Source organism: Campylobacter concisus, from assembly GCF_050447505.1.
GTDB classification, from domain to species: domain Bacteria; phylum Campylobacterota; class Campylobacteria; order Campylobacterales; family Campylobacteraceae; genus Campylobacter_A; species Campylobacter_A concisus_BP.
Genome location: NZ_JALMFZ010000001.1, coordinates 1679047 through 1700044 on the forward strand (window position 1 = coordinate 1679047; position 20998 = coordinate 1700044).

The 20998-nt window shown below is 39.9% G+C and carries 18 protein-coding genes; 6 read left to right on the top strand and 12 right to left on the bottom strand.

All coding sequences use genetic code 11. The annotated features are described in order from the left end of the window. Nucleotides 1–24: 24 nt before the first annotated feature. The 3 genes from MTT09_RS08525 to MTT09_RS08535 are packed head-to-tail and all read right to left on the bottom strand — an operon-like array spanning nt 25 to nt 2873. Entirely contained in the window at nt 25–795 is a 771-nt protein-coding gene (locus MTT09_RS08525; protein ID WP_429803519.1) for a polysaccharide deacetylase family protein, read from the bottom strand. Beyond that, nucleotides 792–1841 (bottom strand): glycosyltransferase family 4 protein, encoded by a 1050-nt coding sequence (locus tag MTT09_RS08530; RefSeq protein ID WP_429803520.1) that lies wholly within the window; start codon nt 1839–1841, stop codon nt 792–794. The genes MTT09_RS08525 and MTT09_RS08530 overlap by 4 nt, the downstream gene beginning before the upstream one ends. A gap of 3 nt (nt 1842–1844) precedes the next feature. Then, nucleotides 1845–2873 carry a glycosyltransferase family 2 protein gene (locus MTT09_RS08535; RefSeq protein WP_429803521.1) on the bottom strand — a complete coding sequence of 343 codons (1029 nt, stop codon included), beginning with the start codon at nt 2871–2873 and terminating at the stop codon, nt 1845–1847. An 88-nt stretch (nt 2874–2961) separates the two neighbouring features. Here MTT09_RS08535 and MTT09_RS08540 point away from each other — a divergent pair, with 88 nt between their 5' ends. Genes MTT09_RS08540 through waaF form a run of 3 tightly spaced genes read left to right on the top strand, consistent with a single transcriptional unit; the run spans nt 2962 to nt 6090 of the window. Next, nucleotides 2962–4137 carry an O-antigen ligase family protein gene (locus MTT09_RS08540; RefSeq protein ID WP_429803522.1) on the top strand — a complete coding sequence of 392 codons (1176 nt, stop codon included), beginning with the start codon at nt 2962–2964 and terminating at the stop codon, nt 4135–4137. Next, entirely contained in the window at nt 4109–5140 is a 1032-nt protein-coding gene (locus MTT09_RS08545) for a glycosyltransferase family 4 protein (protein ID WP_429803523.1), read from the top strand. Before MTT09_RS08540 ends, MTT09_RS08545 begins: the two co-directional genes overlap by 29 nt. Beyond that, complete coding sequence (gene waaF / locus MTT09_RS08550) at nt 5137–6090, top strand: lipopolysaccharide heptosyltransferase II (RefSeq protein WP_429803524.1); 954 nt, start codon at nt 5137–5139, stop codon at nt 6088–6090. Before MTT09_RS08545 ends, waaF begins: the two co-directional genes overlap by 4 nt. Before the next feature lie 44 nt (nt 6091–6134). Here the strand turns inward: waaF and MTT09_RS08555 are convergent, their stop codons facing one another. After that, nucleotides 6135–6392: a SelT/SelW/SelH family (seleno)protein gene (locus MTT09_RS08555; protein ID WP_257639680.1), complete on the bottom strand. Its 258-nt coding sequence runs from the start codon at nt 6390–6392 to the stop codon at nt 6135–6137. 81 nt (nt 6393–6473) lie between these two features. Here MTT09_RS08555 and MTT09_RS08560 point away from each other — a divergent pair, with 81 nt between their 5' ends. The 3 genes from MTT09_RS08560 to MTT09_RS08570 all read left to right on the top strand — a co-directional run bounded on the left by MTT09_RS08560 (nt 6474) and on the right by MTT09_RS08570 (nt 8366). Then, nucleotides 6474–7025 (top strand): DJ-1 family glyoxalase III, encoded by a 552-nt coding sequence (locus MTT09_RS08560; RefSeq protein ID WP_107791524.1) that lies wholly within the window; start codon nt 6474–6476, stop codon nt 7023–7025. A gap of 224 nt (nt 7026–7249) precedes the next feature. Continuing rightward, entirely contained in the window at nt 7250–7495 is a 246-nt protein-coding gene (locus tag MTT09_RS08565) for an RNA recognition motif domain-containing protein (RefSeq protein ID WP_035142802.1), read from the top strand. Beyond that, nucleotides 7473–8366: a glutamate--tRNA ligase family protein gene (locus MTT09_RS08570; RefSeq protein WP_429803525.1), complete on the top strand. Its 894-nt coding sequence runs from the start codon at nt 7473–7475 to the stop codon at nt 8364–8366. The genes MTT09_RS08565 and MTT09_RS08570 overlap by 23 nt, the downstream gene beginning before the upstream one ends. Here the strand turns inward: MTT09_RS08570 and MTT09_RS08575 are convergent. The 8 genes from MTT09_RS08575 to purD all read right to left on the bottom strand — a co-directional run bounded on the left by MTT09_RS08575 (nt 8352) and on the right by purD (nt 20911). Next, complete coding sequence (locus MTT09_RS08575) at nt 8352–9059, bottom strand: DUF6882 domain-containing protein (RefSeq protein ID WP_429803526.1); 708 nt, start codon at nt 9057–9059, stop codon at nt 8352–8354. The genes MTT09_RS08570 and MTT09_RS08575 overlap by 15 nt on opposite strands. Before the next feature lie 15 nt (nt 9060–9074). Next, nucleotides 9075–12686 (bottom strand): DNA polymerase III subunit alpha, encoded by a 3612-nt coding sequence (dnaE, locus tag MTT09_RS08580; protein WP_429803527.1) that lies wholly within the window; start codon nt 12684–12686, stop codon nt 9075–9077. Between the two features lie 609 nt (nt 12687–13295). Beyond that, nucleotides 13296–14147 (bottom strand): universal stress protein, encoded by an 852-nt coding sequence (locus MTT09_RS08585; RefSeq protein ID WP_012140217.1) that lies wholly within the window; start codon nt 14145–14147, stop codon nt 13296–13298. Nucleotides 14148–14165: 18 nt separating this feature from the next. After that, the gene (locus tag MTT09_RS08590; RefSeq protein WP_103599107.1) at nt 14166–16364 is read right to left on the bottom strand and encodes a polyribonucleotide nucleotidyltransferase; all 2199 of its coding nucleotides are present in this window, start codon (nt 16362–16364) and stop codon (nt 14166–14168) included. Then, nucleotides 16354–17052 carry a sodium:proton antiporter gene (locus tag MTT09_RS08595; RefSeq protein WP_429803528.1) on the bottom strand — a complete coding sequence of 233 codons (699 nt, stop codon included), beginning with the start codon at nt 17050–17052 and terminating at the stop codon, nt 16354–16356. The genes MTT09_RS08590 and MTT09_RS08595 overlap by 11 nt, the downstream gene beginning before the upstream one ends. A gap of 13 nt (nt 17053–17065) precedes the next feature. Continuing rightward, a complete protein-coding gene (locus MTT09_RS08600) occupies nt 17066–19228 on the bottom strand; it encodes an LPS-assembly protein LptD (protein ID WP_429803529.1) in 2163 nt (720 codons plus the stop codon). Continuing rightward, the gene (locus MTT09_RS08605) at nt 19221–19670 is read right to left on the bottom strand and encodes an RDD family protein (RefSeq protein WP_002941696.1); all 450 of its coding nucleotides are present in this window, start codon (nt 19668–19670) and stop codon (nt 19221–19223) included. The genes MTT09_RS08600 and MTT09_RS08605 overlap by 8 nt, the downstream gene beginning before the upstream one ends. Continuing rightward, entirely contained in the window at nt 19667–20911 is a 1245-nt protein-coding gene (purD, locus tag MTT09_RS08610; protein WP_429803530.1) for a phosphoribosylamine--glycine ligase, read from the bottom strand. Before purD ends, MTT09_RS08605 begins: the two co-directional genes overlap by 4 nt. Nucleotides 20912–20998 lie beyond the last annotated feature (87 nt).

Consider the following 20998-nt stretch of genomic DNA (forward strand, 5'->3'; position numbering starts at 1 on the left):
ATTTTTACTAAATAGTTTAGCCCACTAGGACCTTATCGCCGCGTAGATCGATCCCAAAAAGTCATTTTGGTAGATAAACATGGTCTTTTTAAGCCACTTTTCGTCGCGTTTTGTCACTATGCGTTTTATCTCCTCTAAGTTGCCATCAGCCTTGTTTATGCCACGCTTTGTCGTGAAAAATGCCTTGTAACCATGCTTTTTAGCGGCATTTAGATACTCATCATTATATTTGCCTCTTGGCCAGCAAAGTGCGTCGTCCTCAAAGCCAAAATTTTTCTTCATAAATTCACGGCAAAGACCAAATTCCTCGTCCAAACTAAGCTGCCCAAAATATCCATCAAAATGCCCGTGCGTATGCGAATGAAAATAAAAGCAGTCCTTCATCTTCTCAATCTGCTCTAAATTTAAGATCACATCTTGCGGCCTACTTGGAGCAAGCCTCTTGCACTCGTTGTGATCGACGTTTAAAAAACTAGCAGGCCTCATCTCATGGGCCTTTTGCGCTGCCTCTATCCAGCCAGTTATTATAAATATATTTGCTTTTAGTCCAAATTCTTTCACGATAGGATAGGCATAGATGTAGTTATCCATCCAGCCATCGTCAAATGTTATGCAAACGCTCTTTTTGGGCACCTCAAGCTCGCCCTTTTTGTACGCGATAAATTCATTTATACTTAACGTTTTATAGCCATTTTCGGCTAGAAATTTCATGTGCGATCTAAACTCATCCACGCTACTAGCGATAAATCCGCTCTTTTCAAGCACGTGGTGATACATCAAAACTGGTACGCTCATTTTACAAGCTCCATATATAAATTTTGTGTGTTTTCTATCATTTTTTCGATGCTAAATGTCTCTTTGACGTACTCTCTGCCAAATTCACCCATCTGCTTTCTTAAATTTTCATCTAAAATGAGCCTTTCAAGCGCCCTTTTTAACTCCTCTTTGTTGCCATTTTCAAATAAAAATCCGCTTTTGCCATTACTCACTGCCTCGCCAAGGCCGCCCACATTGCTCCCAATGGTGGCTAGTTTGCACGAAGATGCCTCAAGTAGCGCCCCGCCGATAGCCTCCATGTCTGAAGGTAGCACGCAGATATCAAGCGAGCTCAAAAAGTCGCTCACGTCGGTTCTGTTGCCAAGCATGAAGATATTTTTCTTATCTTTTATATACTCGTGTAAATTTTTATTTTGAGGACCGTCGCCAACGATAAAAAGGGCTGATTTTTCTAAATTTAGCTCGCTAAATGCATCGATTAAGAGCTTATGATTTTTAGCAGCTCTTAGCACTGCAACGATGCAAACGCCCACTACATCGTCACTTAGGCCAAATTCTTTTTTTATATTTATCTTAAATTCTGGCGTATATTTTTGCGTGTCGATGCCAGTGTAGATTTTTAGCACCTTCTCTTTTTTCACACCTCTTTTAATAAGATCAGCGCAAACTGAGTTGCAAACGCCAACTACTTTGGTGCTTAGGTTATATGGCAAGGGCGATGTTATAGGCAGCTGCAAATGCCTAGTGCGAACCACGCTAACTCCACAAATTTTGCCTACGATCGCGCCTATGGTGCCATCTTTGCCTGAGTGAGTTGAGATGATTTTTACATTATTTTGTTTTACAAATTTGCAGATTTTTAAAATTTCAAAGATATTAAAAGATTTTTTGAGATTAAACTCGACAAATTCGCACTCTATTTGCTTTTCAAAGCTTTTTGAGCCAGGATTTAGCCCATAAAAAACCTTAAATTTGCTCTTATCTAACCCATTTATCACGCGCTGCGTGCGGTGCTCTTGCCCACCAAATCCTAAAGAGCTTTCAAGCTCAAGTATATTTATCATTTTTTACTCTTTAAATTCTTTCATTTTTTTATTTGATAAAAAGCCATTTATTGTATTAAATATTTTTAAAATTTTTGATACATTTTCGTATGATTTTACATTTTTTAGCATTTTTATCAAAATTCTGTATTTTAGTCTAAGCTTTGAAAAACCAGCTGAGTTTATAATGCTGTCAATATCCTCATAAAAAAGATCAAGCGCCTTTACATAGCTACTATTTTTTAAATTTGGCCTTGATGAGATAGCTGGCATATAGACACTTTTTATCTTTCTAAACTCTAGATCTGGCACCATCTCAAGAGCTAAATTTTTATTTTTTAAAATTGAGATTATGTCCTCATAGACAAATTTATGATCCATCACAGCTTTTAGCTTTTCAAAGCCACCTGTATTATTTTCTCCGATATTGTAATTATAAAACGTCCTATTTAGCTTTACAAGTGTCTTTGAAGCGATAACATTTCTCACAACAGCGTGAAAATCTTCAGCCTGTGTGATCCCGATTGGGAATAAATTTTCTTTTAGAATTTTAGTCTTTATTGCCTTGTTTGCAGCATTGTGTAAAACTTTGTTGTGCCTTGATATTAAAAGCCTTTTTAGATACTCGTCTTTATCGATAATGCCATCCTCTTTTGTATCAAAATCCTTAAACAAGAGCTTTTTATCACCATAAATCTTACACATATCTGTTATCACGATATCAGCATCAAATTTTTCAGCGATATCGTAAACAGATGAAGCATAGTCTTTTTCTACGTAATCATCAGCGTCAATACAGATAGTGTATTTTCCTTTAGCTAGCAATATACCATCATTTCTGGCAGCACTTACACCTGCATTGTTTTTTGTTTTTAAAATTATTTTATCTTCATACTCTTTTAAAATTTTAGATGTATCGTCACTGCTTCCATCATCTACAACTATGATTTCAATATCATCCATGTCTTGAGATATAAGCGAATTTAAACAATCTCTAATATGCTCCTCTTTGTTAAAAACAGGCACTATAAAGCTTATTTTCACGCCACGCACGATACTTCCTTTTAACTTTTTGTTAATATTGTATATTATTTTTAGTTCATCAATGATAAAATACAAACTTAAATTTTAAAGGATACGCATGAAAAATGACATTATGTCAAAACTTTACAACTTTTTTTTGCTTTTGATGTTATTCACACTACCTGTTACCGAAGGCTTAAAACAAATTTCACTCATACTTTTTGTTTTAGTTGGAATTTGTATTTGCGTTAAAGAAAAAAAGAAATTCAAATTTGATGTTATCAATATCTCTCTTTTCATTTTTGTTTTGGCCACTTTTATAAGCTGCCTTGTAAATGGGGTTTCGCCTTCAAGAGTGCTTGATCCATTAAGATGTATGTTGTTTTTCTTTGTAGCTAGAAGTGTTAGTGTCGAGAAGATAAACTTTAAATTTCTATTTTTTGCCTTATTTGCTGGATTTATCGTCGCCTTTGTACCTGCTTGCATTAAAAAATTTACATCAAGCGACTCAACCGCACTCTTAGAGCTTAAATCAATAGGTCATGTAAACCATAGCGCCATCTTTATGCTGCTAGTTTTTTGCGTGGCTTTAATATCGGTATCCGAGCTTAAAAAAATATATGAAAAATATTTAGGTATAACTATAGCCCTGATTTGTGTATTTGGCATCATGGTTGCTGGTTCAAGAGCCACCATGTACCTTTTGCCTGTTGCAGTTTTCTCTATACTACTATATCAATTTTTTTACAAACAAGCTAACCTAAAAACATCATTTGTCTTAATAATTTTATTTAGCGTCATATCTATATCCTATACTTATATATCAGCAAATATCACGCAAGATGGACGAATTTACAGTCAGCTAACAAAGGGTATAACAGGATCAGAGACAAGATATCCTATCTTTGCAAGTGCCTTTTATACTTGGCTTGAGCATCCTTTCTTTGGCATAGGATCTGGCGAGTTTAAAACCATAGATATAACAAAATATTTTCCAGGTAACGTTGAAGTCAATGTATCTCATGCGCACAACACCTTTTTAACATTTTTAACCGAAAAAGGCATCATCGCCCTGCTTGCATATTTAGTATTTCAACTATCACTTTTTATTAAATTTATTAAAAATTTCAGGCAAAACAACATAGTTTTTCTAGCGCTTTTGATGCTTGTTTTTCAAAATGTAATTTCACTTGTAAACACGACATTTCACCATGAAAACGCACTTTTGATGCTCTTATTTTGGGCACTGGCTTTAGGAGTTATCGATGAAAAAAATAGTATTTTTAAGAACTAATCCAAACGCAGTTGGAGGTGCTGAAAGATACTTAAGAAGGCTTGTTAAGGCCCTAAATGAGCTTGGTATCCAAACAGAAATTCGCTCATATCTTGGAGATGCTGGCATATCTTCTTGGAAAAAAGCTCTAAATTTTAACCGCCAAGTAAAACGCCAAAAAAAAGAGGACGAGTTTTACTTTAGCCTAGAGCGAGTAAGCTGCGCTGATATCTACAGGGCAGGAGACGGCGTGCATAAGGTTTATAGGGCGACAAAGAGCTTTTGGTGGCTAAACCCCCTAAATTTCGTCTATCCATACTTAGAGAAAAAGTGCTTTAAAAACTCTCAAAAGATCATCACAAACTCAAATTTCATAAAAGAGCAGATCATCGCGACTTACGGCATAGAGCCTGAAAAGATCACGACCATTTATAACGGCGTAAATTTACCCCAAAAGGTGCAAAAAGCTGAGGCAAAGCTCACACTTTGTGAGGAATTTGGACTTAAATTTGAGCTTGCGACCCTGCTTTTTGTGGGAAATGGCTTTAAAAGAAAGGGGCTAAAAGAGTTTTTACTCCTTGCTTCAAAGCTAAAAACGCCCGTAAATACGCTCATTGTCGGCAAAGACAAAAACATCTCAAGCTACAAACGCCTAGCTAAAAAACTTGGACTAAACGCCTACTTTGTCGGCGAGCAAAAGAGCACGGCGAAATTTTATGAGGCGAGCGATATTTTTATCTTTCCAACGCACTATGAACCATTTTCAAATGTCGTACTAGAAGCGCTTAGCTTTAAAAACGTGGTCTTTACGACGGCTCAAAATGGCGCTAGCGAGATTTTAGAAGATAAATTTGTACTTCAAAGCCCAAATGATGAGAACGCGCTGGAGTTTATAGATGAAATTCTCACAAACCACGAGCTTTTAGCGAGCCTGCAAGAGAAGGCTTACGAGCTATCGCTAAATTTTAGCATCGAAAAAAACGCTGAGCTCACTCTTAATGTGATAAAAAGTCTTTTAAGATGAGAGTTTTTATCGAGCTTCCAACCTGGCTTGGTGATAGCGTGATGGCAAGCGCTGCGATCGAAAATTTAGTGCAAAATGAGAAAAATTTACAAATCGTTTTTTTTGGCTCATTTGTAGCCTGCGAGCTTTTTAAATCGCATCCAAACTGCGAAAAAGTGGTCGTTGATGAGAGCAAAAAGGCTAAATTTAGATTTTTATCTCTTGCTAAAAGTGCAAAAAGTCTTGGTAAATTTGATCTAGCGCTTAGTTTTAGAAGCTCGTTTGCTAGCAAATTTTTGCTATTTTTTATAAACGCTAAGAAAAAAGCCATATTTAAAAAGAGTAAGACCGTCCTTCATCAGGTGCTAAAATATGCAAATTTTGTAAAAAATGCCCTTGGCTTGGGCGAAATTTCTACTCAGTTAAAGCTACATTTTACACCTCAAATTTCAAGCAAAAAAACACTAGCTCTAAATCCAGGTGCTAGCTACGGAAGTGCGAAAAGATGGTACCCAGAGTATTTTGCGCAGGTGGCACTAAATTTCAAAGATGAGTTTGATATCGTTATCTTTGGTGGCAAAGGCGAGCAAGAAATTTGTGAAAAAATAGAGCAAATTTTAAAAGAAAATGGCGTAGCTTGCCAAAATTTAGTTGGCAAAACCAGCATCAAAGAGCTTTGTGCGCACATAGCTGGGCTTAGTAAAAATGGCATTTTCGTCACAAACGATAGCGGTCCTATGCACGTAGCTGCCGCCTTTCATGTGCCAACGATCGCTCTTTTTGGACCGACAAAATTTAGCGAGACCTCGCCCTGGGGAAACGAATTTGCAAAGATAGTGCATCTAAATTTAGCTTGCATGCCCTGTATGAAGCGAGTTTGCCCGCTGAAAACGCATGCTTGCATGAAAGATCTAAAGCCACAAATGGTGATAGATGAGATAAATTTACTAAGAAAAGAGAGTGGAATTTAGGCAAAAAAATAAAACGAGGCAGTCACCTGCCCCGCTAGTTAGCATTAAGCCGACTTTTCTTTGAGATACTTGTTTATAAGAGTTGTGATCTCTTCGCCGTGTGGGAACCTTGACTCATCGTTTCCGATGCGATCCTTTTTAGAAAAGATAACGTTTCCATCAACCTCGACGATGAAATTTCCACCATCTCCTACAACCAACTCGACTCTTGCATCACTAAAGTTCGCTTTTATTTCATCTTCTACACGAGAAGCTACCGGACGATAGTTTCAAGAGTTGCAGTAAATAATTTTTACTTGCATGCTCTGTCCTTTCTTGTGAAATAAGCTTTGATTATATAAAATTTATCCTAACGAACAGATAACATGAGAAAGGACGATTTTATGAAAAAGGTAGCCGTAATCCTAGCTGATGGTTTTGAGGAGATCGAGGCGCTAACCTCCGTCGATGTTTTACGCAGAGCAGGCGCGATAGCATCTATCGCTAGCTTAAAAGACGCGCAGATCAGGGGTGCTCACAATATAAATGTAAAAGCTGATGTTACACTTCGTGAGGTGGAGGAGCTAGGCTATGATGCGATCGTGCTTCCAGGGGGTCTGCCTGGCGCAGAAAATCTTGCAAATGACGCCAAACTAAGAGAAATTTTGCAAAAATTTGATAAAGAGGGTAAGCTAATTTGTGCCATTTGTGCCGCTCCTATGGTGCTTGAGCGAGCTCGTGTGCTTAAAGAGCATTTTGTTTGCTATCCTGGCTTTGAAGAGAATGTAAGAAGTGACAAAAGAGGCTACGTGAGCGATAAAAACGTGCTAAAAGATCAAAATATCATCACTGGCAAGGGACCTGCTTTTTCTATGGAATTTGCACTTTTTATAGTGAAAAATTTGCTTGGCGAAGAGGTCTATCTTAAAGTAAAAAATGATTTACTTTATAAATAGTTTATAAAAAAATTGTAATTTTTTATTTAATTATTCCACTTAAACTTAAGAATAAATTTTGTTTAGTGATAGATATTATAATGCCGTATTGTTGCGATTTGTTGCATTTAAGGATATTTTTTAAAATTTTGTAATATTTTTCTTGATTTTTACATCTTTTTGACGGAAATAAGCTATTATTTCTCTAATCGATCAGATCGATAATTTTTTTAAGGAATAATCCTGTGAACATTTATGTAGGAAATTTGTCGTATAGAACGACAGAGGCAGAGTTGAAGGAAGCTTTTGCACAATTTGGTGAAGTAAAGCGCGCAAAAATCGTAAAAGATAGAGAAACAGACCGCTCAAAGGGCTTTGGCTTTGTTGAAATGGACGACGCGAACGAGGGCCAAAAGGCGATCGACGCACTAAATGAAAAAGAACTTGGCGGACGCACTTTAAGAGTAAATGAGGCTAGACCAAGGGATTAATGACTATTTGCCACCATCTGGTGGCATAGTCTCTCGCATAGCTCCGACGCCAAGCGGCTATCTGCACGCTGGCAACGCCTATAACTTCATCTTGACTTATCTTCTGACGCGCTCACTGGGTGGCGTTTTGCACTTAAGGATCGATGATTATGACCTTGGCAGATACCGGCGCGAATTTGTTCAAAATATCTTTGACGTTTTAGAATTTTTGGGGCTAGATTATGACAAAGGCGCTACAAGCGTTAGCGACTTTGAGCGTAATTTTAGCTTTAAAACAAGGGCTAAAAGATATGAAAATGCACTTAAAAAGCTAGATGAAATTTACATTTGTGAGTGCACAAGAGCCACCAAAGATGCCTATGAAAACGGCATTTACACTAAAATTTGCAAAGATAAAAAGCTAAATTTTATAAAAGATAAAACCGCTATCAGACTAAGCATTGATGAAAATGACGAGCTTGGCAGGCAAGTGGCAGCGCAGATGGGCGATTTTGTCATTTATAAAAAGGATTTTACTCCAGCTTACAACTTCGCAAGCGTCATAGACGATGAGGATATGGGGGTAAATTTGGTCGTTAGAGGCGAGGACTTGCTGCCTTGCACGCTAGCTCAAAGATACCTTGCAAAAAGGCTAAATTTTAGCTTTTTAAATGCTAAATTTATCCACCACAAGTTACTTTTAGACGGAGCCAAAAAGCTTTCTAAAAGCTCCAAGTCGCCGCCAATAGATCTAAGCCAAAATCCTCAAATTTATTACAAAATGTTAGCAAGTGATCTAGGACTAAATTTAAGCTCAGCAGATAAAATTTCAAACTTGCTTTATGAATTTAGACTTAAAAATATGGCTGAATTATTGCTAAATCACACCTGAAATATTTATCAGCCTATTAAGATCATCAAATTTGAAGCTAAGTTCATCTTTAAACTTAGCTACTATCTCATCTTTGTTTTCGCTAAATTTTATCTCGCAGCCCAGCAAAAACCCTTTTATAAAAAGCTTGTGATCAAGCTCATAGGCACTTATACACTCATTTACTACGCTTATTACTTCATTTGCTAAAACTGGCTCTTTAAAGATAGCCTCCGCCATAAATGCAACATACGCAGCACCTCCGTCGTAATCGATCTTATAGTAGCTTAGCTCCTCGCCAAGCGCCACGCAAGCAACCAAGCTAATCGTATGACCATTTATCTCTTCATCTAGCTCAAACTGCGCCGTGCTAAACGCTTCAAGTCCAAATTTCTCGCCAAACTCACGCGCCCTGTTTGCAAGGCCAAGCAAGTGCTCGTCAAAGCCATTTATATTTTCATATCCCCAAAGCCAAGTGTTAGACGAAAAGCTCTCAGAGCCGATAAACTGCATATCAAACTCTTTTTCATCAAAGTAAATTTTGCCGCTTTCAAAGTCAGCCTGCCACTTACTAGCCTCAACCACTTGCTTAAATAATCTCTTTTGAAGCAGCATCGCTCTGCCAAGGCAAGCACTAAAAAGCTCACTCCAGCTAGACTTATCCACACCAAGTTCATCTAAAAGATGGCCCTTTTTTCTAAAAATATCAAACATTTCTCGTCCTTAAATTTACGCCGAAGCAGCGAGCTTTTCTATCTCTTCGCCCACATCATCACTTACGATAAACTCAGTCTTATAGATGAAAATTTCGCCAGTTGCTTCATTTTTTATCTTCAAAATTAGCCGTTTTTGATTATTTGGAGCATTTTTGCTAAAAACTAGCGAGTAAATTTGCTCCAGCTTTTGCCTGCTAAGCTCACTAAGGCTTAAAAGCACCTCTAGTTCGGCATACTCTCTTACTTTTTGAGGGGCGCTCGCCTCTTCATTTTTGCTAAATTTAGAGTTTTGCTTTAGCTTTCTAGTCTTAAAGTCTAAATTTTGCGCATCTTCTAGGCTATAAACCTCATTTAAATTTGTCCTAACAAACTGATCGTCGCGCGAGATATTTATCCTAAAAGCATAAGGCAGATCGCGCTTTGCCTCGTCTTTTACGATATCTTCGATGTTGCCAAGCTCTCTTTCAAAGACGGCTATCTCGATGTTACCGTGAAAGTCAAGCACATTTATAGTGCCCATTTTTTTGCCGCTTTTTGTGATCCTCGTGCTAAAGTCCTCGATCTTGCCAACCACTAAAATTTCAGCACTTTGTGGCAAGGTCTCAAACTCTGAGCTTAGCGTGTATTTGATCTTATTTATCTCGTCCTTATAGTCATCAAGCGGGTGACCTGAGAGGTAGATGCCAACGCTCTCTTGCTCAAATTTCAAGATCTGCTTGATGTCAAATTCATCATCTATAGTGACGAAATTTATCTTCACATCATTCATGCTATCATCTTCGCCAAAGAGGCTCTCAGCCGCATTTTTACGTATCTGAGCTGCATTTTTGCAAGCTTCTACGATATTTTCTACATTTTGCAAAAGCATCTTACGGCTAAAGCCAAATTCATCGAAGCAGCCAGCTTTTATAAGGCTTTCAAAGACCTTTTTATTGACCTTAAATGGATCGATCCTTGAGACAAAGTCGTCCATGCTCTTAAACTCGCCCTTTGCGTCACGCTCAGCGATGATGTTCTCAATTGCCGCTCCACCAACGCCTTTAATCGCTCCAAGTCCAAAAATAATGCCGTCGTGACCCTCATTTTTAACGACGCTAAATTCTTTGGTTGATTTATTGATAGATGGTGGCAAAGTATCGATGTTTATGCGTTTTATCTCGTCGATGTAACGAACGATCTTATCGACGTTACTCTCCTCGCTTGTTAGAAGTGCCGCCATAAATTCAGCCGGATAGTAAGCCTTCAGATAAGCTGTCTGAAATGTGACATAAGCGTAGGCTGCAGAGTGAGACTTGTTAAAGCCATATCCTGCAAATTTAACGATCAGCTCGAAAAGATCGTCCGCTTTTTGGCCGTCTAGCCCCTTGGCCTCAGCGCCTTTTACAAACTCGCCCTTTAGTCTATCCATCTCCTCTTTGATCTTTTTGCCCATCGCACGGCGCACAAGGTCCGCCCCACCGAGGCTAAAGCCACCTATGGCTTGCACGATCTGCATGACTTGCTCTTGATAGACGATGACGCCGTATGTTGGCGCAAGGATCGGCTCAAGCTCCTTAAATGCGTATGTTATCTCCGCCTCGCCATGTTTTCTCTTGACGAAGTCATCAAGCATACCACTCTCCATCGGTCCTGGGCGGTAGAGTGCTAGCATCGCGACGATATCCTCAAAGCAGTCTGGGCGCAGGCTAGTTCCTAGCTTTCTCATGCCCTCGCCCTCTATCTGAAAGATGCCGATGGCTTGGCCACTTTGTATCATCTTATAAACGCCAGAGTCGTTTTTATCGACCTGCTCCCAGATGATGTCTCTGCCAGTGCGCTGTTTAACGAGCTTGATCGCATTATCGATAACCGTTAGCGTCTTAAGACCAAGAAAGTCAAATTTTATTAAATCAACGTCTTCAAGGTATTTTAGGCTATACTGCGTCACAAAGCGATCTTCTGGGCTGTTTGGCTGGCGAAATAGCGGGGTTTTGTTCCAAAGCTCTTCGTTTGAGATGACAACGCCTGCTGCGTGCTGGCCGGCATTTCTGTTTAGCCCCTCAAGATCAAGGGCAAATTTCCAAATTTTTGCCGCCTTTGGATTTTGACTTATTAGCTCAGCTATCTTTGGCTCTTTCTCGTAGGCATCTTTTAGCGTGATGTTAAGCTCATCAGGGATAAGCTTTGCCATCGCATCAGCCTCAGCATAAGGCATATCGCAGACTCTAGCGACATCTCTAATGACACCTTTTGCGAGCAATTTACCAAATGTAATAACGCCAGCAACGTTAAATTTGCCATATTTTTGCGTGACGTAGTCGATGATCTCGCCACGTCTACTTTGACAAAAATCCACGTCGATATCTGGCATGCTAACGCGCTCTGGGTTTAGAAATCTCTCAAAAAGCAGGTTGTATGGGATAGGATCAAGGTCGGTGATCTTTAGCGAGTAAGCGACCAAGCTACCAGCCGCCGAGCCACGCCCTGGGCCAACTGGTACACCTCTGCGCTTGGCTTCGTTGATGAAGTCCCAAACGATCATCATATATCCTGGGAAATTCATCTTATTGATGATGCCGATCTCTATCTCAAGGCGCTTTCTATACTCTTCGTGTAAATTTTCAGGGACAAATTTCAGCCTCTCTTCAAGGCCCTTTCTGCACTCATGCTCGAAAAATACAGCGTCATTTTTGAAGCTATATCTGTTTTCTGGCTCTGGGAGGGTCAAATTTCTCTCCTTGGCGCACTCAAGAGTAAATTTAAAATTTGGCGGAGTTGGGTTGCCAAGCTTGATCTCAAGGTTGCACTTATCCACGATCTCTTGGGTATTTTCTATCACTTCAGGGATATCTAAAAATAGCTCATTCATCTGCTCTTTGCTTTTGACAAAAAACTCATGGACGCTGTGGCGAAGTCGGTTTGGATCATCTAGAGTTTTGTTCATCGCGATGCACATGAAAACCTCGTGTGCGGCGGCTCTTTCTTTAAAAGTGTAGTGGGTGTCGTTTGTGGCGATGACCTTGATGCCAGTCTCTTTTGCGATACGCAAGATGTCATCGTCTATACGCCTTTGATCGCCGATGCCGTGGCGCATGATCTCAAGGTAAAAGTCATCTCCAAAAATTTCTTTATATTCAAGCGCGACCTCTTTTGCCCGCTCGTAGCCTTTTGCGCCAAATTTAACATTGCGCTCGCTTAAATTTAGATGCCAGCTCACCTCGCCCTGCAAGCAAGCAGAGCTGCAAACTAGGCCCTCGCTGTGCTCTTTTAGGATTTTTTTATTGATACGAGGATAGTAGTAAAAGCCCTCGATGTAGCTCATGGAGCTAAGATACATCAAATTTTTATAGCCAGTCTCGTTTTTGGCGATTAAGATGAGGTGAAAGCGCTGTTTGGTACTCTTGTCATCGAGCTGTTCGCCGTTATGCACGTATGCCTCAATGCCAATTAGCGGTTTTATCCCATTTTTTTTCATCTTTTTGTAAAAATCAATCGCGCCAAACATGTTGCCGTGATCCGTGATCGCTGCTGCCGTGTCACCTCTGTCATGGAGCATATGAGCTAGCTCTTCTATCTTGTTTGCTCCGTCTAGTAGGGAGTATTCGGTGTGTAAATGTAGGTGCGTAAAGCCAGAATTTTCACTCATTTTTTATCCTTTTTAATGAGCGGATTTTACAAAATTTTGGCTAATAAGGCGCTTGATGAAAGCTTAATGATAGCTTTAAAATTTAGAGATTTTTAGTATGTGGCAAGAGCAAAGCGCATGGTTAAGCTGTCATGCTGCGTTCGTTTTATAACAAAGAGGCTCGAGCAAATTTTAAAATTTCATGAACGAGTAATTTCGGCTCTAAAATTTGAGCTAAGCTGCAAGTGAAGCCAAATTTTAGTAGTCAATTCTTGCGAGTGAATGGAATTTTAAAATTTACTCTGCGATATAAATTTATCAGAGGGAGACAAGGGGACTTAAATTACGGTCTGCTTGCAGTTACGAGCTTGCGAAGCAAAGAAGCCCCCTCCTTAACGATCCCTCAACTCCGACGACGTTAGAGGTAGCATGTTCAGTGCTTCGCACTGCATGCGTTTTATCGTCAGGCAAGTGTAGGCAAATTTTAAAAATTTAAGAACAAGCATATCACGCTTCTAAATTTAGTGGCGAGTTTTACGAGGGCTAAATTTAGTAAGTTGCTAAGACGAGTGAGTAAGATTTTAAAATTTGCAAAATAAAAAATTAGATCGCGGACCAAGCCGCAATCCATTATAAATAAACTGGGATATTTGTATGTTCTAAGAAAAATCTTGATGTTCCGCCAAGGACCATCTCCATTAGTCCGTTTTCGCCGTATCTGCTAGCTACGATGAGATCTGCATTTCTGTCATTTGCAGCTTTTAAAAGCGCCTCGCCAGGTATCGTTGTAGTTGCTATAACTTCAAAACTAGCACTGATATTATGAACTTTAAAGTACTCTTCAAGTTTTTTAAGATTTAGCTCGGCATTATCGCCAAGGCTTGCTTTTGAAGTGATGCACTGAACCTTTTTAGCGCTCTTTAAAAGATCGATCGCGCCAGTTAGAGCTCTTGAGCTTTGAGTTGTTCCTGTCCAGCTTACAAGGATGTTATCAGCCCTAAATTCACGCATCTTTCTAGGGATAACGATCGCATTTTTGCCACTTTTTAAAACAGCTGACTCAAATGTGCCAGTGATCTTGCCATCAAGTGGCACTGCAGCTACGACTAGATCGCAAAATTTACTCTCTTGCTCGACTATGGCGCTTCTTTTTCCATTATGGATCGTGAAATTTGCAGTGCAGACATCTTCGATGACCTCGTCGCTCACCTTTATGCCTAACTCTGCGCAAATTTTATTAAAAAGCTTTTCGTTCTCTTCGTGCTCAACCGCAAGCTCTGACTTGGCTGATTTTAAAAATTCCTCAAAAAGCACTCCACCACGAAGCGTCATTTTCATATTATAAACCACGCTTGGATCTAGTTGGCAAGTGAGGATCTCCATGTGAGCTTTAAACCATTGTGCAACCTTTAAAGCACCGTAAATTCTTGGCTCGATATCGTCCCCTGCTCCTATTGGAAAAAGCAACTTTTTGTATTTCATCATCTATCCTTTAAAAATTTATTCAACCAAAGAGAGCGAAATTTTGTTTCCTTTTTGCTCGCTCACACACACTTTTACCTGATCGCCTACGTTTAATGGGCTCTTTATCTTTGAGATGTGAAGCAGACCATCTACACCGTCTTTTAACTCGATAAATACTCCAAAATCAACCACGCTTTTTACGCTTCCAACAAACTCATCTCCGATATTAAATGTCGGTTTTACGCGGTCTTTGTCGTGTTTAAACGGCTTTTTGCCAAATGAGCGAGAGTTCTCTTTTGAAGTGATAGAGATGATGTAGTCTTTTGCTGCATCGACGTTTTTCTTAGCACCGCCTGCGATTTTAACCTCGCCTTTTTCTCTATCAAGGTCGATCGAGACTTCAAATTTCTCGATGATCTCTTTTATAGTCTTGCCAGCTTGACCGATGATATCTACGATCTTGCTTGGATCAACGCTAAATAGCTCAAGTTTTGGCAATACATCCTCGTTTATCTCTATATTTTTATCGGCCTGTGTCATTAGAGCAAGGATGTGCTCTCTGCCACGTTTTGCTTGATAAAGCGCCTCTTTTAGCACCTCTAAGCTGATGCCTCCAAGCTTGATGTCCATCTGAAGTGCTGTGATGCCGTCACTTGTGCCAGCAACTTTGAAGTCCATATCGCCGTCGTGGTCTTCAAGTCCCATGATATCAGTTAAAACAGCGTGTTTATCGCCTTCAAATATAAGACCCATAGCAACACCTGCGACTAGTTTTTGGGTATTGACCCCAGCAGCTCTAAGTGCGAGCGAACCACCGCAAACGCTAGCCATAGAGCTTGAGCCGTTGCTCTCTAAAATTTCTGAAACGACTCTTATCGTATATGGAGATGCTAGGTCGATGCTTGGTGCAAGGGCACGTTTGGCTAAATTTCCATGTCCAAGCTCACGTCTGCCAGGAGCTTTAAGCGGGCTTGCTTCGCCTACGCTAAAGCCTGGGAAATTGTAGTTAAACATAAATTTCTCAACCAAAGGAGCTTTTTCAGTAAGGATGTCATACATCTGAGCGTCGCTATCTGTGCCAAGAGTGGCGACAACTAGCGCCTGAGTTTGACCTCTTGTAAAGAGGCATGAGCCGTGAGCATTTGGAAGGACATTTGTCTCGATGCTAATAGGTCTAACCTCTTCAAGCCCGCGTCCATCGGCTCTAACGCCCTCATTTATGATCTGCTCTCTTACTATTTTCTTTTTATATTTACCAAGGACATTTGAGATAACAGCCTCGTCCCAGCCCTCTTTTTGAGCTACCTCATCGCTTGAAATTTGCTTAGCGATCTTGCCAAGCTCGCTTGCACGCTCACTCTTTGCCATTTGATTGATCGCGTTTTTAACCTCTGCTTTATAAAATTTATCGATGTAAATAGCGATATTTTCGTTTTCTATCTCTGGTTTTAGCTCAAGTGCAGCGTCCTCTTTTTTATGCTCTTTAAACGCCTCTTCGTAAGCGCTGCTAGCTCTTAGTATAGCCTTGCCAGCAAAGTCGATCGCCTCAACCATCTTATCTTCACTAAATTCATTCATCACTTGCTTTTGCGCCATGCTATCGCTTAGGCTTGGATCTATCATCGGCTCAATCGCTACCATCGGTATGAGCTGCGTAGTTTGCTGAGGCAAGCTTCTCATCTCGATCATCAAAAGCTCATCTTTTGTGCCAGCCACATATAGATCGATCGCGCTTTGTTTTAGCTCAGAGTTGCTTGGGTTTATGACAAATTTATCATCTATATAGCCAACTCTTACACCACAAACTGGGCGATTTACAGGGATGTCACTAAGATAAAGCGCAACTGAAGCCGCATTTAGGCTCACAACTTGCAAATCAACCTCAGGATCAGCCGAAAGCACCATGACAACGATCTGCGTTGGATATGCGTAGCCTTTTGGGAAAAGTGGGCGAAGTGATCTATCTATGATGCGAGCTGTTAGCGTCTCAAAGTCGCCTGGCTTGGTCTCACGCTTGACGTAACCGCCTGGAATTTTACCAGCAGCGTAAGCTTTTTCTATGTATTGCACCGTTAGAGGCAAAAAGTCCTCTTCAACTTGCACATCTTCTCTTGCCACAGTTGCTAAAACTACGGTGTTTTTCACTCTTAAAAGCACTGCCCCGCTAGCTTGTTTAGCTACTTTATTAAGGTCAAAAATTTCGACCTGATTATTGACTTCTATACTATATTGCATTATTTTTATCTCCTTGTTGTTTTTGTAACGGTAAATAGTGAGGGCTCTCTTCTAATATCGACATGATGCGCTCGCTCGTAGCCTCGATCTTTTTCTCGTAATACGAATCCACATCGATAAAATCAACGATCTTGTTTATCGTGTAAATTTCATCGACCATATCATTTAAATTTGCAAAGACATCAGTGGCTATCATCGGCGTTGCGTATGAGATGGATTTTACCTTCACATCAAGCAGCGTCTTTATGCAGATGAGTGCCGTCATGCCAGTCTCACACCCCTCATCGATCAGTAAAATATTCTTCCCCTTTAGCTCTCCTATCAAATTTCCTTTTCTGTATTTATAGACATTTTTTAAAATTTTCTCTTCATATTTTCTATGTGCCTCGCCGTAGATGTAGTCATAGCTTATGTTAAAAGCTTTTATGAGAGGATCGTTTAGCACGATATCCTCAGTTTCACTAACTATTGCTACGTCGCATTCGCTGTTATTTGGCGCAGGGATTGGCTCGCTAAAGAGCATCTCATAGCTTAAATTTAACCCCCTGCAAACCACATCAGTCAGGATAACTGACTCAAGTGACATGCAAAGAACTATCGTCTTAGTGTCATTTAGCTCTTTTTTTGGCAAGATCTCGATGAGCTTGTTAGCTGCATCTAGTTGATCTTTAAATTTAACGCTTGCCATTTATCTAGCCATCTTATTTGCTACTTGATGAAGTGGTGCTGCTTTGTGAAAAGTCATAGTGCAAGCCGCCCATCGGATAGAAATTTATAGTAAAGTAGATGCCGCTTTTCTTAGTTGAGGCTGAGCCATTTGTCGTTGTTGTCGGCTCGACATCGTGTTGATAAATTAGCCCGTAGTTCCAGCACTTCCTTTGATGAAGCACGCCAACTCTCCAGCTCTTTGTGTAGCTTCTCTCAAGGTCGTATTGCCAGCCGCCAATTAAGCTATATTGATGAGGGAGCTTCACGCCAGCGCTACTTGTAAAGTAGCTATCTTTTGTTGCACTATTTTTAGCCTTGCTATCGCTCTTTTTCATCGTATGGAGCATATTTATCCAAAATAGATCGTGCGTATAGTAAAGTCCGTTTTGCACCTTTTTAAGCTCTCTATCTTTGTGTGAGTACTCTAGCTTGTTATAAAGGCTAAAATTCTCAAACGGATATAGGTAGATGGCATTTTTTAAATTTGAATACTCATCATCTTTTGTGTAGTAACCTTGTGAGATGCTGTGTTTGACGACTTTTCTGCCACTGCCGTTAAAGAAATACTGCGTCAAATAGCCAGAAACCTCTTCTTTGCTCTGATCTTGAGCTAAGAAATTTTCATACTCATTTAGATCTTTGTCATAGATAAACTCGTCGTCTAAATTTCCTTTTCTATAGCCTGGCAGCAAGTATTCAGCACCAAAATTTAAAGTGTGGTAAAAGCTCTCATACGCCTTTGCAAGGTCTGTGTGAAGAGCAAATTTATGGTAGTTATTTACAAAATTTGCGTGTTTATCTTCTCTTTTGTCATCAAATGAATTTATCTTGTTTTCGTAGTTTATCCTTGAAGCGTAAAGGTACTCGTAAAAAGAAAACGTTAGGCTATCATCAAACAGTGGCACATGCACTGAAGCTGGTAGAGTAAATTCATACTGAGTTGCTCTAACGCCTATCTTTCTATCATATCTATGTGATTGAAGATCGATTGAATATAAGATATTTGGCAAGACTATATCATCTGTAAATTTATGATACTGAAGCGATGGAAGCTCTTGAAGCGTATCTTTGTTTTCGTTCTTTGAGCCGATCTTTTCGGTATCTATGTAGTATTTCGCATAGGCACCAAAGTAGTGATCGTCATTTGCTATGAAGTAGTTAAATTTAGAGGTGATAAGCGAGTCATAGTCATCGTCTCTGCCCTTTAAATTTAGATAGTCTATATCATTTAGCTTGGTTGCATCTATCCACATGCCCTCTTGCAGATCGGCCTCGCTAAGGTATTTTATAAGCTTATCTCTTTCATATTTTAGCCCGACACCTTTATGGGTTTTGTTTTTTAGCTCAGCTCTGTTTGAAGTCTCGCTTTTTTGCTTGGCTCGGTAGCTGTTTTTATCAGTAAATGAACCAAAACTGATCTCACCTCTTGAATCAGGCGAATCAGTAAATCTAAAAGCACCGTAAATTCCAGCGCCCCTGTTTGTTCTTATCTGCGGATCAAACTCCAGATCCCACTCATTATAAGGTGCAAAATAGACTGGCTGCTTGTAGTAAAAGCCCTCTGACTTGCCGTATCCAAGCTCTGGTGGCAAAAGGCCTGTCCTTCTTGTAGTATCAGTTGAGAAGCCAAAGTATGGCAGGTAAAAGACTGGCACGTTTGCTATGCGAAAGACTGGGTTAAAAAGGTGCAAAAATTTACTCTGTTTGTTTAGCATGGCTGAGCTTGAGGTGATGCTCCAGTCAGGATCTTGGACGTTGCAACTTGAAACCATCGCCTTTCTTACCCTGTAGTACTCACTATCAGAGCTGCTCTCATCGCTTCTCATCCACACTTCCATATCTTTGTTCATCATAAAGAGCGACTCAAAAGCAGCGTTGTTGTTTTTTAAATTTAGCTTAGCGTAGTTTGAGCGAGAGACCTCGTCTTTGCCCTTCATCATATTAACATTGCCAAAGAGCTCAATGACTGAGTTGTTTTGATCATAAACAGCACAATCAGCCGTCACAAGATACTCTTGCGAATATACAACGACGTTTTTGTTTGCCGTTACGATGCCCTTATCTTGCTTCACATCATCAGCCAATAGCTGCACATCTTGCACTGCTGCACTTAAACTAAAAACACAAACCGGAATTAAAAATAAAATTTTACGCATTTATCACCACTGTTTTTGCTATTTTGTCTTGCCAAGTCTGCCTTGCAGGGTTTGAAAGTGCCCAAGCAAAGCCAAGATAAAAACAAGCTTCACTAACTATCCTAAAGATCGCCCTAACAAGACTTTGAGTTAAATTTGGCTTGTCTAAAATTTCTACATTTATACACATCGTCTTTGTTATCATCTGCCCGAGGCTTGCGCCGTAATACCAAACAAAAAATGTGTGATAGATTACTTTTAAAGCGACCACTTGCCAAAATAAATTTAATACTAAATTTCTAGCATCATCATAGTTAGTGCTAGTAGAAAGAGGCTCCCAATAGATGATCATAAAAAGAAACGAAACTATGATCTCATCGATAGAAAACGCCATGATCCTCTTAGCAAAAGGAGCAAGTGAAATTTCTTCGTTTTGAAGCTTCTCTTCTATCTGCATACTCATTTTAGAGCCTGCCACGCGATATCTTTTCTAAAGTGCGCTCCGTCAAATTTGACATTTTCGCAAAGCTCATAGGCCTTATCACGCGCCTCTTTTATGCTCTTTGCAGTCGCCACGCAGACTAGCACTCTGCCACCATCTGCGTAAATTTCATCACCATCTTTGCTCACGCCTGCGTAAGCTATATGTGCATCTTTTACATCATTTAAAACTGAAATTTTAGCCTTTGGGCTGCTTTTATAAGGATAATTTTTGCTAGACATCACGACGCCAACAGCAAATTCATCTTTTAAACTAATAGGCTTTAGCTCGCCTTTTGCAGCGTTTAGTAAAATTTCACTCAAATTTCCGTCGATTAATGGCATCAAAACCTCGCACTCAGGATCGCCAAATCTCACGTTAAACTCAAGCACATAAGGCTCATTTTTCACGATCATTAGCCCCACAAAAAGCACTCCACAAAACGGACTGCCCTCGTTTTTCATCCCTTTTAACGTAGGTTTTACCACCTCTTCTTCGACCCTTTTTATCAGCTCTTTTGAAGCAAGCGGACTTGGAGCGTAAGCACCCATGCCACCAGTATTTGGACCCTCGTCGTTGTCAAGCAGGCGTTTGTGGTCTTGTGCAACTGGCAAGCTTACAAAATTTTCGCCGTCACAAATGGCAAAAAAGCTTAGTTCAAAGCCGTCTAAAAACTCTTCAACCACCACAAATTTACCAGCATCACCAAAGCTAGCCCCACTTAGCATGTCGCTAACTGCCTCTTTGGCTTCTTCTTTAGAATTTGCGATGATCACGCCTTTTCCAGCGCAAAGTCCGTCAGCCTTTACAACCATCGGAGTGCTTAGGGTATCAATAAATTTAAATGCTTTTTCTTTATCGTCTGTGTTTAAATATTTTGCAGTTTTTATATCATTTCTAGCTAAAAAGTCCTTCATATAGGCCTTGCTAGCCTCAAGTCTAGCAGCTGCTTTGCTTGGTCCAAAGATGAGCAAACCCTCTTTTTTAAAGATATCCACCACGCCTTCGCTAAGAGGCGCTTCAGGTCCCACGATAGTTAGCTCGATACTATTTTTTTTGGCAAAATTTGCTAGCTCATGAAAGTCTTTTATGTTTAAATTCTCACCAAGGCGTGAGGTCGCACCATTTCCAGGCGCAAAGTATAAATTTATATTTTTTTCGCTTTTTAGTTTTAGAGCAATGGCGTATTCGCGGCCGCCACTTCCTATTATGAGAATGTTCATATTATCTCCGTAAATTTAAAAACCCAAGTGGGCGTCGCATAGAAGAGTGGCCCATAAACAAAGCCAATCTTGCAAATAGATGGATAC

Excerpts from the sequence above, each read along its gene's own strand:
- MTT09_RS08525 (WP_429803519.1), bottom strand. The coding sequence starts at position 795 with ATGAGCGTACCAGTTTTGATGTATCACCACGTGCTTGAAAAGAGCGGA.
- MTT09_RS08530 (WP_429803520.1), bottom strand. The coding sequence starts at position 1,841 with ATGATAAATATACTTGAGCTTGAAAGCTCTTTAGGATTTGGTGGGCAA.
- MTT09_RS08540 (WP_429803522.1), top strand. The coding sequence starts at position 2,962 with ATGAAAAATGACATTATGTCAAAACTTTACAACTTTTTTTTGCTTTTG.
- MTT09_RS08545 (WP_429803523.1), top strand. The coding sequence starts at position 4,109 with ATGAAAAAAATAGTATTTTTAAGAACTAATCCAAACGCAGTTGGAGGT.
- waaF (WP_429803524.1), top strand. The coding sequence starts at position 5,137 with ATGAGAGTTTTTATCGAGCTTCCAACCTGGCTTGGTGATAGCGTGATG.
- MTT09_RS08560 (WP_107791524.1), top strand. The coding sequence starts at position 6,474 with ATGAAAAAGGTAGCCGTAATCCTAGCTGATGGTTTTGAGGAGATCGAG.
- MTT09_RS08570 (WP_429803525.1), top strand. The coding sequence starts at position 7,473 with ATGAGGCTAGACCAAGGGATTAATGACTATTTGCCACCATCTGGTGGC.
- MTT09_RS08575 (WP_429803526.1), bottom strand. The coding sequence starts at position 9,059 with ATGTTTGATATTTTTAGAAAAAAGGGCCATCTTTTAGATGAACTTGGT.
- dnaE (WP_429803527.1), bottom strand. The coding sequence starts at position 12,686 with ATGAGTGAAAATTCTGGCTTTACGCACCTACATTTACACACCGAATAC.
- MTT09_RS08585 (WP_012140217.1), bottom strand. The coding sequence starts at position 14,147 with ATGAAATACAAAAAGTTGCTTTTTCCAATAGGAGCAGGGGACGATATC.
- MTT09_RS08590 (WP_103599107.1), bottom strand. The coding sequence starts at position 16,364 with ATGCAATATAGTATAGAAGTCAATAATCAGGTCGAAATTTTTGACCTT.
- MTT09_RS08595 (WP_429803528.1), bottom strand. The coding sequence starts at position 17,052 with ATGGCAAGCGTTAAATTTAAAGATCAACTAGATGCAGCTAACAAGCTC.
- MTT09_RS08600 (WP_429803529.1), bottom strand. The coding sequence starts at position 19,228 with ATGCGTAAAATTTTATTTTTAATTCCGGTTTGTGTTTTTAGTTTAAGT.
- MTT09_RS08605 (WP_002941696.1), bottom strand. The coding sequence starts at position 19,670 with ATGAGTATGCAGATAGAAGAGAAGCTTCAAAACGAAGAAATTTCACTT.
- purD (WP_429803530.1), bottom strand. The coding sequence starts at position 20,911 with ATGAACATTCTCATAATAGGAAGTGGCGGCCGCGAATACGCCATTGCT.